Origin of the sequence: Micromonospora halotolerans (assembly GCF_032108445.1) — a bacterium.
GTDB lineage: Bacteria > Actinomycetota > Actinomycetes > Mycobacteriales > Micromonosporaceae > Micromonospora > Micromonospora halotolerans.
Genome location: NZ_CP134876.1, coordinates 5,578,797 through 5,594,078 on the forward strand (window position 1 = coordinate 5,578,797; position 15,282 = coordinate 5,594,078).

Consider the following 15,282-nt stretch of genomic DNA (forward strand, 5'->3'; position numbering starts at 1 on the left):
GCGCTCAGGACCGCGGGGGCACCGGGAGGGTGACGCCCCGCGCCGCCGCCTGGTGCGCCAGCTCGATCAGCTCGACCACCCCGACCGAGTCCATCGGGTCCACGGGCAGCGGGGCGCCGTCCCGCAGCGCCGCCGCCAGCTGCGCGTAGAAGTCCTGGTAGCGGCCCGCCTCGGTGGGCACCGCCCGCAGGTCGTCGTCGGCGCCGAGCCGGCCGTACCGGTCGGGGTCGACCTCGCCCCAGCCCGGCGTGCCGGGCCGGCCGCCGTCGCGCAGCGCCGCCTCCTGCGGGTCCAACCCGTACGTGGTGTAGGCGCCCCGGTCGCCGAGCACCCGGAAGCGCGGGCCGAGCTGGGCGGTCACGGCGCTCATCCACAGGTGCGAGCGGACCCCGCCGGCGTGGGTGAGCGCGACGAACGCGTCGTCGTCCACCTCGGCGCCCGGCCGGCGCCGGTCCACCTCGGCGTAGACCCGCTGCACCGGGCCGAACAGCTGCACCGCCTGGTCCACCAGGTGCGCGCCCAGGTCGAACAGGGCGCCGCCGGCCTCGCCGGGCGCGGCGCTCTCCCGCCAGCCCGGCTTGATGGCCGGCCGCCACCGCTCGAACCGGGACTCGAAGCGGGTCACCCGGCCCAGCTCGCCGGCCTCGACCAGCCGGCGCACGGTCAGGAAGTCGCCGTCCCAGCGGCGGTTCTGGAAGGCGGTCAGCGGCACGCCGGCGGCGGCCGCCTCCGCGACCAGCGCGCGCCCCTCGGCGGCGGTCGGCGCGAGCGGCTTGTCGACCACCACCGGCAGCCCGGCCGCCACGGCGGCCCGGGCCATCGGCACGTGCTGCCGGTTCGGCGTGGCCACCACGACGAGGTCGAACGTGTCGGCGGCCTGCCAGAGCTGGTCGGCGTCATCGAGCACCCGGGCGTCCGGGTGTTCGGCGTCGACCTGCGCGCGGCGTTCCGGGTCCCGGGTGACCACCGCGTCCAGCCGTAGGCCGGGCGTGGCGGCGACAAGCGGGGCGTGGAACACCCGCCCGGCGATCCCGTATCCCAGCAACCCCACCCGCAGCGGCGCCTGCGCCATGCCGTCCCCCGTCCTCGATGATCCCCTGCGAATCTACGCGCCGCGCCGGGCCCGGGACGGCGGGTCCCGGGCGGCGGCCCACCCGGGGGTGTGGCAGCGTTGGACGGGTGCATCCCACCCCGGTCGAGGTCGACGTCGCGCTGGTCGGCGGCGGTGGCGCCGCCTCCCTCGTGCTGGCCGCCCTGGACCGGCACGACGTGACCGGCCTGCGGGTCGCCGTCGTCGACCCGGTGCGCAAGCGCGGCCAGGACCGCACCTGGGCGTTCTGGGGCGCCCCGGGCGGCGACCTCGACCCGCTGCTGAGCGCGAGCTGGTCGGAGGTCGACGTGGTCACGACCGCCGGCCGCCGCGTCCTGCCGCTCACCCCGCTGCGGTACGCCATGCTCCGCTCGGCCCCGGTCTACGACCGGGCTGCCGCGGCCGAGCGGCGGCTGGGCGCGGTGCGGATCGGCGCGCCGGCCGGCGTGCTGGCCGACGACGGTCACCGGGTGGCCGTCCACGACCCGGAGGGGCGGCCGCTGGTGCGGGCCGGCTGGGTGCTGGACTCCCGGCCCCGCCCGCCGGCCCGGCCCGGGCGGACGAGCTGGTTGCAGCACTTCCGCGGCTGGTGGCTGGCGGCCGACCGGCCCACCTTCGACCCGGGCCGGGCGGTGCTCATGGATTTCCGCACCCCGCAGCCCGCCCGGGGCGTCTCCTTCGGCTACGTCCTGCCGGTCGACGACCGGTACGCCCTGGTCGAGTACACCGAGTTCGGCCCGGCCGTGCTCACCGACGCGGGCTACGACGCGGCGCTGCGCGGGTACGCCGGCCTGCTCGGCCTGGACCTGTCCGGGCTGCGGGTGCGGGAGGTGGAGAACGGGGTGATCCCGATGACCGACGGCCCGTTCGTGCCCCGCCCGTCGCCGCGGGTGGTCCGGCTCGGCACCGCGGGTGGCGCCACCCGCCCGTCCACCGGGTTCACGTTCTCCGCGATGCTCCGGCAGGCCGAGCAGGTGGCCCGGGCCCTGGCGGCGGGCCGGCCGCCGGTGCCGGCGCCGGCGTATCCCGGGCGGCACCGGTGGATGGACGCGGTGGCGCTGCGTGCCCTGGACCGGGGGCACGTCAGCGGGGTGGAGTTCTTCGAGCGGCTGTTCGACCGGAACCCGCCGGAGCGGGTGCTGCGCTTCCTCGACGGGGTCACCTCGCCGGCCGAGGACCTGGCGGTGATGCGGTCCAGCCCGCTGCTGCCGATGACCGGCGCGGTGCTCGGCGACGCGGCCGGCCGGCTCCGCGCCCGGGTGCGCCGCGGCCCCGCCCCCGTGCCGGGGGCCGGCTCGCGGGCCGCCGGTCGGGCCGGCCCGTAGCGGGCGATCACGGCGCCCGCGTTGGTGGTGACGCGGTCGGTCGATCGCAACGCGCCCGGGTCGACCAGCCGCCGCAGGGTGTCAGCGGCCGAGTTCCGCGGCGACGTGGTCGCGGACCAGCAGCCTCAGCCGCTCCATCGGGTCGCCGTCACCGGCGCCGAGCCGGTTGCGCACCGCCGCCACGGTCAACCCCAGTTCCGGGTACGCGAACGCCAGGCTGCCGCCGCTCCCGGCGGTGCCGAAGGACCCGTCGGCGTCGACCGCGTAGCCGAGGCCGAACGTCGCCTCCTGCCCGAACACCCACTCCTCGGCGCGCACCGCCACGGCGGACACCTCCCGGAGGCGTTCCGGCGCGATGAGCCGCACCCCGTCGACGGGGCCGAGCAGCGCCGCGTACATCCGGGCGACCGCGCGGGCCGACATCGTGCCGACCGCCGGCACGTCGGCGCGGAGCACCTCGGGGCGGCCGCCGGTCGTGGCGTCCGGGCGGACGTGCGGCGGGGCCACCGCGTCGAAGTTCGGCAGGTTCGCGCCCGCCCAGGTCATGAGGGCGGCCAGGCCGGCGTCCTCCAGCCGGGCCAGCCGGGGCAGGTCGGCCTCCGGCACGCCGAGGAACAGCTCGCCGGTCACGCCCAGCGGCCCGGCCACCTCCTCGGCCAGCACCTGCGAGACCGGCTTGCCGGTGACCCGCCGGACCACCTCGCCGACCAGCCAGCCCCACGTCCAGGCGTGGTACGCCAGCCGCTCGCCGGGCGCCCAGAGCGGTTGCGCGTCGGCGAGCAGCCCGCACATCCGGTCCCAGTCGGTGAAGTCCGCCGGGGTGATGTCGGCGGGCAGGGTCGGCAGCCCGGCGGTGTGGGTGAGGGCGTGCCGCAGCGTGATGCCGTCCTTGCCGTGCCGCGCGAATTCCGGCCACACGTCGGCGATGCGCAGGTCGTAGTCGAGCCGCCCCCGCTCGGCGAGCACGTGCACGACGGTGGCGGTGAGCCCCTTGCCGGTGGACACGGCGTGCACCGGTGTGTCGGCGGTGAGCGGCCGGCCGGTGGTGGTGTCGGCCAGCCCGGCCTGCTCCTCGACGATCGGCGCGCCGGCCACGTACGCGGCCACCTGTACCCCGGCCTCCCGCCCGGAGCTGACCAGATCGTCGATCGCCGCGCGTACCTCGGCCCGCAGGCCGTCCCACCGTCCGTCCATAATCAGGGACCCTGCCAGAGCGCCTCGCGGGTGTCGTGCGGTTTTCCGTGTCCGGTCGGCAGCGGGTGGCCGCGCCGGAGCCCGCCCCGCGCGTTCGGCGACCGCCGGGGCGGGTTCATCCGGGTGGGCGCCTACCTCATGACGTCGCGTCCAACAAGAACACCGGTGGAGTGTCGGACTCCCGGCTGCCGTAGCTGCTCGACGAGGCGCCGCTCGAGGTCAGGCCGACGGTGAACGTGCCGTTGCCGCTCACCACCGGGGTGATGTCGAGGGTGACCCAGGAGCCGCTGGTCGTCCGGCCGCTGGCCGCGACCGCGGTGCTGCCGATCGGGGGTGCGTTGTTCCAGGTGGTCTGGGTCTCCGACCAGGTGGAGTCGGCGACCGGGCGGACCACGAAGCCGCTGGACGAGCCGGCAGCGATCCAGATCTTCAGCCGTGCGCGGCGCACCACCCCGGTCTGCCCGGACACCGCGAACTTCAGGTATGCGTTGGTGACCGGGTCGCCGTCGACCCGCAGAAGCGTGGCGGTCCCGTACTTGCTGGTGGGACTGGACGCCTTGACGTAGGTGTCCGCCACCGCCGCGAGCGGGGTGACCGCCGGCGTGGTGACCGCGTTCGGCGCGCCCGGGCCTGACGAGTTGCCGGCGGCGTCGAAGGCGGAGACCGTGTACGAGTAGGACGTCTCCGACAGGGCGGTGGTGTCGGTGAAGGTCTGGCCTGTCGTGGTCGCGATGGCCGTGCCGTCGCGATAGACCTGGTACCCGGCCACGCCGGAGTCGTCCGTGGCGGGCACCCACGACAGCTCGACCCGGTTCGGGCCGGCGGCCGTGGCCTGCAGATCGGTGGGGACCGTGGGTGGGTTGCCGTCCGGGGTGGTGACGGACACCGGCTCGCTCGGCCCGGACACGTTCCCCGCGCCGTCGACCGCCGCGACCAGGTACGTGTACGAGGTGCGGGCGGTGCCGACCGTCTCGTCGACGAACGTCTCGCCGGACGAGGTTTCCGCCAGCAGGCTGCCGTCGCGGAAGATCCGGTACCGTGCGGCGCCGACGTTGTCGGTGGCCGCGTCCCAGGCGAGACCGACCGCGCCGGGCGCCACGCCGGTGACCCGCAGGTTCGTCGGGGCCGACGGCACCAGCGTGTCGCGTACTGCGGTCACCCGGTTCGACTCGGCGCTGGTGTTTCCGGCGGCGTCCAGGGCGCGGACGCTCCAGTTGTGCGGTTCGTTCGCCGGCACGTCGCTGTCGGCGTATGTGGTGGCCGGGACGGTCGTCACCGGCGCGCCGTCCCGGAGCACCTCGTATCCGCTGACGCCGACGTTGTCGGCCGCTGCCGACCAGTTGAGGCTCACCGTCTCGGGCGAGGTCACGGCGGCGAGCCCGGCCGGAACGGTAGGCGGCGTGGTGTCCGGGCCGGGGGTCGTGACGGCCACCGGTACGCGGTCGGAGCGGTTCCCGGCCGCATCGACCGCGTCGACAGTGTATTCGTACCGGGTCGCCCCGGCGACGGCGGTGTCCGTCCAGGCGGTCGCGGTGGCGGGCAGATCGGCCACGGCGGCGCCGTCGCGGTAGACGCGGTAGCCGGTCACACCGTAGTTGTCGGTCGCCCCGGCCCAGCTGAGATGTACCGACGGGATCGAGGTCGGGTTCGCGGTCAGGCCGGTCGGCGCGGCCGGGCTGATGCCGTCCGCGCCCTTGCAGGAGACGGTCGACGAGTCGACCAGTGTCGTTCCCCCGGCACCGGCCGCGTGGTACCGCAGGTCAGCGCGGTTGCCGAAGAGCTCCATCCGGATCGCGCCGTAGCTCTTGTTGGTCTTGACCACGCGGGCGTCCGAGCTCAGGAAGCCCTGACTCGAGTGGCCGCCGCCGCCCACCACCAGCTCGACGATGCCGTCGGCGGCGGGCGCGCCGCCCGCGCCCATCGGAGTCCAGCGCTGGTAGTTGTGGTCGTGTGCGCTGAGCAGCAGCGTGACGTGATGCGCGGCCATGAGGTCCCACATGGCCTGCATTCGCGGCGCAGGGTCCTCCGAGCCGATGCTGAACAGCGGGTGGTGCCAGAATACCATCGTGCACGGGCTGCGGTTCGCGGCGAGGTCCGCCGCCAACCACTCGTACTGCGGCGTGCCCGGGGCGACCCGGTTGTAGTTGCTGGTCGAGTCGATTGCGACGAAGTGCCATCCGTTGACGTCGTAGCTGTAGTAGTGCGGAATGTTGTCCCAGAAGTGGAAGTAGCCGTCCGCCCTGTTGCCGGTGTACTCGTGGTTGCCGACGACCGGGGTGGTGACGCCGCGCAGCCGCCCGAAGAAGGCGTCGGCGCCGCCATACCAGTTCTTGAACTCGGTGAGCGTGCCGTCCTCGTAGACGTCGCCTAGGTACAGGAACAGGTCCGGATCCCAACCGACGAGCGAGTTGGTGACGTTCACCGCGTTGGTCTCGCCGCCGGCGCCATCGCCGACAGCGGCCACGACGAAGGGTTCCTGGGGACCGCGCGCGCGAATCGATGGGACGGACCACTGCCGGGTGTTCTCCGGGGCGGTGACGTTGCCGTTGGCGAAGGTGACCGTGATGTGGGTCTCCGGCCCGGCGTATCCGTCGCGCATCTTCGCGGAGACGCCGAGCACGTGTTCGCCGTCGGCGAAGTCGGCGGAGGAGAGGACGAACTGGTGCGGCGACTGGAAGTCCGTGAGCAGGTACTGCCCGTCCAGAGACCACTCGGTCTTGGCGACGCCGGGGCTGGTGCCGACCGTCACGTTGACGGTTGCGGTGACAACGGCATCGCCCTCGATGGTGCTGCCGTTGGGTGGTTGGGCGACGCAGACCAGCACGGTGTAGGCCCCGCTCGGCGGGCTCGACGTACGGCAGGTGGGGGAGGCGCTCTCGGCGGGGCCGCTCAGGGACAGAGTCAGCCCGGCGGCGACGGATACGGCGACGACTGTCACGGCGGCCCGAGGCCGTGTCGTTCTGCGAAGCTTCATCGAAGTCAGTCCTCTAGGGGTAGACGTTGCCGGCGATGTTCAGCCCGTACCTCGGGGTCTTGGTGGTCTCGTCGCCGGGGGAGGCGCTGCCCCACACCTGGTTGCCTTCGCCGGGGACCGCGTCGGCGGAGGTGATCCGGATGCCGTCGCCCCGGGACACGTCGGCGGAGCTGTCGACGACGAAGTTGCCGGTGCCCTCGTTGTCGTCGCTGGCGTGAAACGTGCCGCCCGCGCGACAGTGCGCGCCTTCCCAGGAGCGAATCGTTGTCACTGATCGGCGCTACCGGCCTCCGTTCCGGAGGTCCGGCCCGGCGGGGACGGTGATGAGCGGCGGCGCCGGAGGAGCACCCCGAGCGGTAACAGCACCGCCGCCGCCCCGGCGACCAGGAGTGCGGCCCAGGCACTCAGCCCCCAGTGGTCGCCATCGCCCGGCTCGCTGCTGTCCGCCGGTACCGCGATGTCGACGTGGACGCCGAGCAGGTCGGCGAGCACGTTGATGTCGGCGGCGCTGAAGCGTTCGCTCGGCTCGATGTGGGTGTTCTCGCTGAACTCGTTCCAGCTGATCACCCCGATCGCGTCCGGATCGGAGAGGCGTGCCGCGGCGAACGAGGCCCGCAGGGTGTCACCCGAGCGGCGCGGCACCTCCCGCTTGCCGCCGACCAGGCGCGCGTCGAAGCCGGGCGTCACCGGGGCGATCCACAGCCCGCCCCGCTGGTGCACCGCCCGGGACATCTCCGCCAGCTTCTTCCCGCTGGTGCCGGCCGTCGGGTCCACCGAGGACCAGTAGTAAGCCTGGCCGTCCAGCGCACCCTGACTCGACTCGATGTCCGCAAGGCTCTTCGCGTTGCCGAGGACCAGAAGCTTCCCCCGTACGCTGCCGACCGTGGCCCCGATCTGCGCCGCCGTGAAGCGGTCGCTGCCCGTCCAGACCACCACCGGCCGGCCGAAGATGTCGAAGACCGGGTCGGTGGCGTACCGGGTCGCGAAGTACGTGAGGTCCGTGCGGACGGTGTCGAAGGCCAGCGGGGTACGGGCGAAGTCGAGCCCCTGGTACACGATGCCCAGGCGGAAGTGCTCCTCGCGGGCCACCTCGACCAGCTTGGCCAGCCGCTCGTCGAGCTGTGGGGTGTGCTTCCACGACACCAGGAACCCGTTGATGCCGGCGGACTTGGCCATCCGCACATGTCGCCGCATGATCTCGACGTCATCGCTGGAATAGCGACCGAGCAACGGGTAGTCGATCTTCGCGCGGTTCCAGGACGTCGGGTTGAACCAGATGTAGTAGTAGGCGAGGACCGGGACGGGAGCCGCCGCCGGCTGCGGGGTGCTGTCCCCTCGATGGCCGACGTCGGCCCGGGCGGGCGCGGGTGGCAGCAGCGGAACGGCCAACGCGGCGAGCAGCACCAGGGTGACCCCGGCCCGCAGTGGCGCGGACCGGTCATCCTCGGCCTGGAGCCGCGGGGGTGGGCCCGCCCGCGGCCTCCGCCACCGTCGGCGGTGCCTCGACCGCGGGCGTCGTGCCTCGTCGCGGGCCGTCCCGGCGCGGCCGGCCCGGCGTAACCGGGCGAGCAGGTGCGGCCGTCCGAGCAGGATCAGGCCCACCGCGACGACCAGGACCGCGAGGGTCACCAGGGTCATGTCGGCCACGCTGATCACGGTGAGGGTCACCTCCTGGTCCTTGCTGATGCTGACCGGACGCCCGAACGACACGCCGCCGCCGAACACGGTGATCGTGTACGTGCCGCGCGGCAGGTCGGGCACCACCGCCGTGCCGTCCCGGCCGAACGGCAGCTGCTCGACGCCGCCGTCGGCGCGCGTGAGCTCGATACCGTCGCCGACCTGCCGGGTGAAGAACATGTCGGTCGCCGTGAACGCGACGCGGAAGAACAGCAGCTGCACCACCCACGCCCGCTGCTCCCACGGCACGAATTTCTGTCCCGCCCGGTTGACCACCGAGGTGCCGTCGACAATCGCGCTGTCGACCACGTAGTAGAGCTGCTTGGACACCAGTCCCTGTGGGCCCTGCTGAGTCCGGCTCTCGGAGACCCAGCGTGGCTGGGCCACCCCGTCGCCGGCCAGATCGTGGATCTCACCCGTGTTGCTGCGCAGTCGCATGGCGGAGACGCGGTCCGCGGGCACGGTATTGCCGAACCGGTCGAGGAAGCTCCATGACACCAGGCGTGCGGTGCGCAGGCCGAGCTCCACGGCCTTGCCCCGCGCCCCGGCGTCCGGATTTCCCCGGAACCGGTCGAAGATGACCTTGCGATCGGGGCTGATCCGGGTCTCCGGAACGACGAGGCGTTTCTCCAGGCCGACGAAGTTGCGGACGCGGATCCGCAGCAGGCCCCTGGCGTCGGACCTGGCGACCTGCCCGTCCACCTTGACCACCACGCCGGGCAGCGGGGGCACCGTCTGCAGGTGCAGCGTTCCCGGCCCCGCCGACGAGGGCCGGGCGCTCGCGGCGGCCGGCAGCACGACCACCGTCAACGTGGCCGCGACCAGCGACAGCAGGGCGGCCCGCACGATCCGCCGGGTCACGACCATCGCCGCCGAAGCGCCGCGACGCCGACCAACGCCGCCACCAGGCTGCCCGTGACGGCGTACGACGCGAAGACCGGAACCGGGTTCGGTCTGATCACGACGGGCGGCGTGCGTTCGGTGCCGAGGAAGACGGCCGGCCGCGGTGGTCGGTCGAAGTCGAAGGCGTCGAGGAACGTCTTCGCCTTGCGGTCGCGTTCGGCCAACGGCTCCAGCCGCCAGTTGACCTCGATGAACTTCAACGCCGAGGTGAAGTCGAGGGTGGTCGAGTCCACGTACCCGCGTCGGGCGTAGGGACTGACCAGCAGGGCGGGCACGCGGAAGCCGTATCCGTAGGCGTCGACCTGCGGCGGTGGCACGTGGTCGTACCAGCCGCCCCAGTCGTCGTACGACCACAGGAAGGCCGACGAGTCCCAGTCCGGCGAGCGCATCAGCTGGGTCACCAGCGTCCGGACGAGGTTCTGGCCGGCTCGGATGCTGCCCGGCGGGTGTTCGCTGTCCCCGGCCGGAGCGATGAAGGAGACGGCGGGCAACTGACCCTTGGCGGCGTCGTCGTAGTACTGGTCCAGGTCGACGATCTTGTTGAACAGCCTGGGATCGTCGACGTAGCGTGCGTAGCCGAGCAGCGGCACCCAGATGACCTGCGCGCCCCGGTCGATGTCCTCCGCACTGGTGCGTGAGCGGAAGGTGATCGTCGGGTCGTAGTTCTCCACGTAGAACTTCCAGCTGATCCCCGCGGCCTCCAGCCGGTCGAAGATGGTCGGGATGTTGCCCCAGCCGTCCGCTGGAATCGACTCCGACGACCCGGTGGCGCCCGGGCCGCCGGTCACCCGGAACATGTGGTTGCGGATGCTGCCCGAATTGGACGAGCTGAAGAAGCGGTCGAAGAGCACGTACTCGTCGGCGATGTTCCAGTAGTACGGCAGGTCCCGGTCGTCGTAGTAGGCCATCGCGAGCTTGCCGTCCTTGCCCTGCGTGCTGACCCCTTCGACGAAGCCGTCCATGCGGCGGTTGTTGTACTGCACCCGGAAGGCCTCGGCCGTGTGGTCGAGGTCGAGGCTGCCGAGCTCGCCCATGTGGAAGGGCTTGACGCAGGCCCCGGCCTGGCCCCGGCTGACCGGCATGCAGGTGCCCGGGGGGATCCCGTCGACGCCGGGCCGCGTGCCGAAGTAGTTGTCGAAGGTGTGGTTCTCCTGCATGAGGAAGACGAAGTGGTCGATCGGTGTGGTGGGGCTCGGTGCGGCCGTGGCCCCGGCGGCGTGCGCGGCCGCGGGCGGGTTCGCGAGCACCAGCAGGCCGGCGATCAGCAGCGCGCGGCGGAGCAGGCGCCCAACGTGCCTGCGACGCGCGGGGTGGGGATCGGTCATGGACGCACCTCGTAGATGATGATCACGGGGACCGGGACGCGAGCCCCCGTGGAGTCGGTCCCGTTGACGAACTCGGTGTGCACGACGCGGCCGTGGTAACGGCGGATCAGGACCATCAACCGCTCGGAGAAGAACGTCGAGCGTCCGGCGGAGAACGAGTCCCAGACGACGTAGTGCAGGTCGTTGTGGCGAAGCCACCAGTCGGGGTTGGGCAGCGGCTCGTACGACGGGTTGCGCCGCAGCGGGTTCGGGCTCACCGAGAGGCCGTAGCCGCGACGGTGGCCGTAGTACTGGATGATGTTGGCCATCGAGGGGCCCAGGGTGAGCACCACGGACCCCTGCGGCGTGTTCCTGGCCAGCCACCGCCCGGCCTCCCGACCGCCGGGCACCCCACCGGACCCGGCGAGGAAGGTGGCGTTGTCCGCCCGGTTGACCGCGTGCCAGCTGGGCACGAGCAGGCTCAGGGTGACCACCGCGAGCACCGTGCCTCGCACGGTCCGGACCACCCGGGACGGCCCGACGCCCGCCCGGTCGACCCGGCGCAGCAGGCGGCGTATCCGTCCGGGCACCGGCATCCCGGTCAACGCCCGTGCGGCGAGCACCGCGACGGGTGCCACGGCGGGCAGCAGATACTGGAAACCCTTGACCGGCCACAGTTGGAAGAACAGCACCGGCGCGGCGATCCACGACAGCAGCAGTGTCTCCCGCCAGGACCGGTGCCGGCGCAGCCACCACAGGCCACCGGCGGCCGCGACCACCACGAGCAGCCCCATCGCCGGCGGCACCGTCTCCAGGTAGAAGCCCATGGAGTGGTTGGGCCGCCGGAACAGCTGCCACACCAGATAGCTCTTGCCGGTCTGGCTGCGCCCGGCCATCGCCTGCGAGACCGGATGGGTCGCGAAGACCGCCGCCATCGCGGCGACGGCCAGCAGCGACAGTCGCACCGGACGACGCACCGTCGGGGTCAGCGCCAGGAACGCGTAGACCCCACCGGCCAGGACGATGCTCGTTTCCTTCGTCAGCATCGTCAGGCCGAGCATGCCACCGGCCGCGACGTACCAGAGCACCTGCTGGCTCTGCACGAAGCGCACCAGGCAGTACAGCGTGAGCGTCGCGAACAGCACCATCGGACCGTCGAGGAGGACCTGGCGGGTGACGATCACGTGGTACGGCATGACGGCCACGAGCAGTGCCGCGACCAGCCCGACCCGCCGGCCGTAGAGCCGGGCGCCGAGCAGGTGGACGGCGAGTACCGTCGCCACGCCCAGCGCCGCCACGACCACGCGCCCGGCCACGTCCACCTCGCCGGCGCGGAAGAACGGCGACAGGAGGGTCTGGAAGAGCATTGGATGGGCGCGGAACACCGGGAAGAACGGCGTGTAGTTCGGGTTGCCGGCGAGCGAGGCGGCCTGTCCGGCGTAGACCGCCTCGTCGCTGTTGAAGCCGAGAGCGTCCAGCTGCCACACCCGCAGGTACAGCGCGAGGGCCGCGATGGCGACGAGGGCGGACGGCGTGAGCCAGCGGCGTCGCCCGCGGCCCTGCCCGGTGTCCGCGGGGCGCGACACCGACGAAGGCGTGACGGGATGGAGCACGACCGTTGCGGCGCAACGGTCGTGCTCCATCTCCTCGACGGAGGATCGGGCCACGCTCACGCACGAGCTCCCGTCGGGGCCAGCGCCCCAGGCCAACTCGGCCAGGTCGGCAGGAGCACCTGCTGCCCGGCCGGCAGGTCGCGACGTTCCGTCCGCAGCAGGTTCGGGATCTCGTCGGCCCAGCCGAACCGGTCCGAGGCCAGTACCCGGCTGCGCACGTGGGACAGGAACGCGGCGAGGATCTCCCGCTCCCGCTGGCGCAGCTGCGCGTATCCCTGCCCGTCGATGGTGATTGCCGGCGCCAGGTAGCGGAACGGCGGGAACCCGTACGCGTCGTCGGTGTTCTGGATCATCCGCTCCAACGTCTCGTCGGCGCCGAGCTCACTGATCCGCGGCGTGCCGCGTTCGATGATGAACAGCTCCTCCACCCGGGTGCTGGTGCCGATGCGGCAGGGGACCAGCCGGTCGACGCTGTACTTCGGTGGCGGGATGAGCCGTTGGGTGATGGCGTTGATGCCCATGATCGGCACGTTGAACCGGCTCAGGGTCAGGGCCAGCGACCGGCCGCCCTTCGAGTGCAGCCGGCTCTGGAACTGCAGCCGGCGCCACTCGGCGGGAGTCAGGTCCTGGGCCTGCACAGCCCGCAGGGTGTGGGCGCTGATGGTCAACGGCTTGGGGAAGCACGTCGCGACGCCGTCCGGACCGATCAGGGTCATGTCGTCGGAGAGGAAATGCCCGCCGTGGTCGCGCAGCAGGCGCAGCACGGTGGCGGTCTTGCCCGTGTCGGTGAGGGCGGAGAGCATCACCCCGACGCCGTTGAGGTTGACGCACGCGGAGTGCAGGAGCATGTACCCCCGGGAGACCAGCACGAACCGCAGCAGCGCCTCGATGATGTTGGTGTAGACCACGTGCGGCGACCGGGCGAGCAGCGGTCCGACCTGGATGTCGATCGGCGAACCGAGCTGGATCCGGAAGTTCGCGCCCAACCGGCCCAGATGCTCTTCGTACCGCAGCACCGACTCGTTCGCGTACTCGGTCATGGCGGCTCGGCGCTGCGGCCCCCGGCCTCCCACGTCACTGACTCGCACCGCGATGTCGACGTCCGAGTCCGCGACCCACTGCGCGCGGAAGAACTCCAGCTCCGGCAGCATGATCTGGGAGCCGATGGTGACCACCCCGGCCACGTCGTACCGGTACGCCAGGTACTGGTAGCGCTTGCGGGAGGGGGTCGCGGCGGCCTCGGGGGCCCTGAGGTTGACCAGCATGCGGACCGGATCGCGCCGGCCGGTGCTGCCCGGGGAGTAGATGACCCGGTCGTTGACCAGGAACCGGACGAGGAAGAGGGCGGCCAGCGTGAGCGCGTTCGACGTCAGGATGCCGACGCCGGCCCAGACCAGGGCCTGTAGCACCGGCAGGCGCACCAGCAGCAGCACGTTGTTCAGCAGGAGGAAGCGGCTGGCCCGGCTGGCCCGCGAGCCCTGCCGGGTGCGACGGTAGATGAGCAGGTCGACGAGGACGAAGTTCCACGCCGTCGACAGCTGGGTCGCCAGCGCGGCGCCCAGCAGGTGGTGCAGGTTGGCCGGCTCGTAGAAGAACCACAGGGCGGCAGTGTTCACCACCATCCCGGTCAACCCGACCAGTCCGAAGGCGACCATCCTGATCAGCTCCGTCAGGCGGTCACGGGCGACGGTCGGGTGCTCCCGCATCTGGCCGACCAGCCGCTGGCTGCGCAGCCGCCCCAGGTGCCGCAGGAACGTCAGCCCCTCCCGCACCGACGCCTTGGACCGGCCGGCGTGCCGGTGAGCCATCTCGTAGGCGACCTCGGCGACGCGCGCACCAGGGTGACGGACGACCAGTTCCAGCAGCACCTTGAAGCCGATGGGGTTCATCCGGTCCAGGTCGACGGCCGCCCGGCGGAAGGCGAACAGGCCGCTCATCGGATCGCTGATGGTGGTCAGGCGACGCGGGAAGAGGCTCTTCGCCAGGCGGGTGGCCCACGACGAGGTCGCCTCGCGAGCCGCGCCGCCCAATCCTTCGGTGGAGCCCTCGCCGGCGTAGCGGGTGCCGATCACCACGTCGACGTCCTGCCGCATCGCGATGTCCGCCAGCCTGCCGGCCGACTCCGGGGGGTGCTGGAGGTCCGCGTCCATCACCATGACCCACTCGCCGCGGGCGTGCCGCGCGCCGAGCAGCACGGCGCCGCTCAGGCCGCCGGCCCGGACACTCGGCGGTCGGTGCAGCAGGCGTACGGGCACCGGGGCGTCGGCAGCGTGTCGGGCCAGGACGTCCACCGTGTCGTCGTCACTGTCGTCGACGAAGATGATCTCCGCGCCCAGCGCCTCGACCGCCCCGCCCAGGCGGGACAGCAGCGTAGGAACGTTCTCCGCCTCGTTGCGGGTCGGTATCACGACGCTCAGCCGCACCCGCTTTTCGGACGCCGGCTGGTGCAGGTAGTGCGGCGCCGGCTCGGAGGCGCGGGAGTTCCGCCGCCGCCGGATCTCGCCATCGGATTCTCCGGCCTCCTCGTCGTCCTTCGCCAGCGAAGACGCGTGCGCAACTTCGGTCATTCCACCCTCCATCAGATGCGCTTCCAGGCAGCGCCGAGCCGTCGCAATTGCCGCTCGGAAACAGCGCAGAAGCCGGTCGGAAATATGCGCGGAACCGACTCTGGTCCGGTCCCGACGCGGTGGTGTTCAAGGGGTGGCCGCGGTGTTGTCAGAGATTACGAAGAGCGAACGCGAAGTGTCTAACAGCTGAACAGTCGTGAAAGTGACACTTGCTCGCCCCGACGACATTCCCCGGAATCGCTGCTCCCACCTGCGAGAAATGTGGTTAGCCAACCCTTTGGTTGCGCTGGGTGAACGCTCAATGGCACCGGTGGCGGGGTGGCATGGCCAGCACGCGACGGTCCGGGAACCGTCTGCGGTAGCGGCGATCGGTGGTGTCCCCAATGGAACGTTGACGGGACGCAAGCGCGATTCGCCTTCACCTACAGCTACCACGCTGAATTGTTTAGGATGACGTCGCTCTGGCCATTCGGGTGAATGTTTGCTTCGTAAAGTATCGGCTGGCCCCACCGGGTCATCGAGGAATTCCCCGAACGGAGTGGCGGGTCTACCGGTTCGCCGTCGGCTGCGATGGCCGAGCAGGCCAGCACCGACCGGGCCAGTCGGAGGGTTCGTGGCACCTGATTGGTCAGACA

At 72.1% G+C, this 15,282-nt stretch carries 9 protein-coding genes; 1 reads left to right on the top strand and 8 read right to left on the bottom strand.

The window, feature by feature from the left end:
• Positions 1-4 precede the first annotated feature (4 nt).
• Positions 5-1,072: a Gfo/Idh/MocA family protein gene (locus RMN56_RS26245; protein WP_313720292.1), complete on the bottom strand. Its 1,068-nt coding sequence runs from the start codon at positions 1,070-1,072 to the stop codon at positions 5-7.
• Positions 1,073-1,089: 17 nt separating this feature from the next.
• Here RMN56_RS26245 and RMN56_RS26250 point away from each other — a divergent pair, with 17 nt between their 5' ends.
• Entirely contained in the window at positions 1,090-2,415 is a 1,326-nt protein-coding gene (locus RMN56_RS26250) for a lycopene cyclase family protein (RefSeq protein ID WP_376787230.1), read from the top strand.
• Between the two features lie 81 nt (positions 2,416-2,496).
• On the opposite strand, the gene RMN56_RS26255 is transcribed toward RMN56_RS26250, so the two are convergent.
• From RMN56_RS26255 to RMN56_RS26285, 7 genes are all read right to left on the bottom strand, one after another.
• Positions 2,497-3,609, bottom strand: a complete 1,113-nt coding sequence (locus RMN56_RS26255) for a serine hydrolase domain-containing protein (RefSeq protein ID WP_313720294.1) — start codon at positions 3,607-3,609, stop codon at positions 2,497-2,499.
• A 136-nt stretch (positions 3,610-3,745) separates the two neighbouring features.
• Positions 3,746-6,547, bottom strand: a complete 2,802-nt coding sequence (locus RMN56_RS26260; RefSeq protein WP_313720295.1) for a CBM96 family carbohydrate-binding protein — start codon at positions 6,545-6,547, stop codon at positions 3,746-3,748.
• Positions 6,548-6,596: 49 nt separating this feature from the next.
• Positions 6,597-6,854 carry a hypothetical protein gene (locus RMN56_RS26265; protein ID WP_313720296.1) on the bottom strand — a complete coding sequence of 86 codons (258 nt, stop codon included), beginning with the start codon at positions 6,852-6,854 and terminating at the stop codon, positions 6,597-6,599.
• Positions 6,851-9,121, bottom strand: coding sequence for a glycoside hydrolase family 71/99 protein (locus RMN56_RS26270; RefSeq protein WP_313720297.1), 2,271 nt, complete (start codon positions 9,119-9,121; stop codon positions 6,851-6,853). The genes RMN56_RS26265 and RMN56_RS26270 overlap by 4 nt, the downstream gene beginning before the upstream one ends.
• Complete coding sequence (locus tag RMN56_RS26275; RefSeq protein ID WP_313720298.1) at positions 9,118-10,488, bottom strand: alkaline phosphatase family protein; 1,371 nt, start codon at positions 10,486-10,488, stop codon at positions 9,118-9,120. The genes RMN56_RS26270 and RMN56_RS26275 overlap by 4 nt, the downstream gene beginning before the upstream one ends.
• Positions 10,485-12,053, bottom strand: coding sequence for a glycosyltransferase family 39 protein (locus RMN56_RS26280; protein WP_313720299.1), 1,569 nt, complete (start codon positions 12,051-12,053; stop codon positions 10,485-10,487). The genes RMN56_RS26275 and RMN56_RS26280 overlap by 4 nt, the downstream gene beginning before the upstream one ends.
• Positions 12,054-12,136: 83 nt before the next feature.
• A complete protein-coding gene (locus tag RMN56_RS26285; protein ID WP_313720300.1) occupies positions 12,137-14,647 on the bottom strand; it encodes a glycosyltransferase in 2,511 nt (836 codons plus the stop codon).
• Between the last annotated feature and the right edge of the window lie 635 nt (positions 14,648-15,282).

What these genes read in the sequence shown, in the direction of transcription:
- RMN56_RS26245 (WP_313720292.1), bottom strand. Translation starts at nt 1,072, where the DNA reads ATGGCGCAGGCGCCGCTGCGGGTGGGGTTGCTGGGATACGGGATCGCC.
- RMN56_RS26250 (WP_376787230.1), top strand. Translation starts at nt 1,090, where the DNA reads ATGATCCCCTGCGAATCTACGCGCCGCGCCGGGCCCGGGACGGCGGGT.
- RMN56_RS26255 (WP_313720294.1), bottom strand. Translation starts at nt 3,609, where the DNA reads ATGGACGGACGGTGGGACGGCCTGCGGGCCGAGGTACGCGCGGCGATC.
- RMN56_RS26275 (WP_313720298.1), bottom strand. Translation starts at nt 10,488, where the DNA reads ATGACCGATCCCCACCCCGCGCGTCGCAGGCACGTTGGGCGCCTGCTC.
- RMN56_RS26285 (WP_313720300.1), bottom strand. Translation starts at nt 14,647, where the DNA reads ATGACCGAAGTTGCGCACGCGTCTTCGCTGGCGAAGGACGACGAGGAG.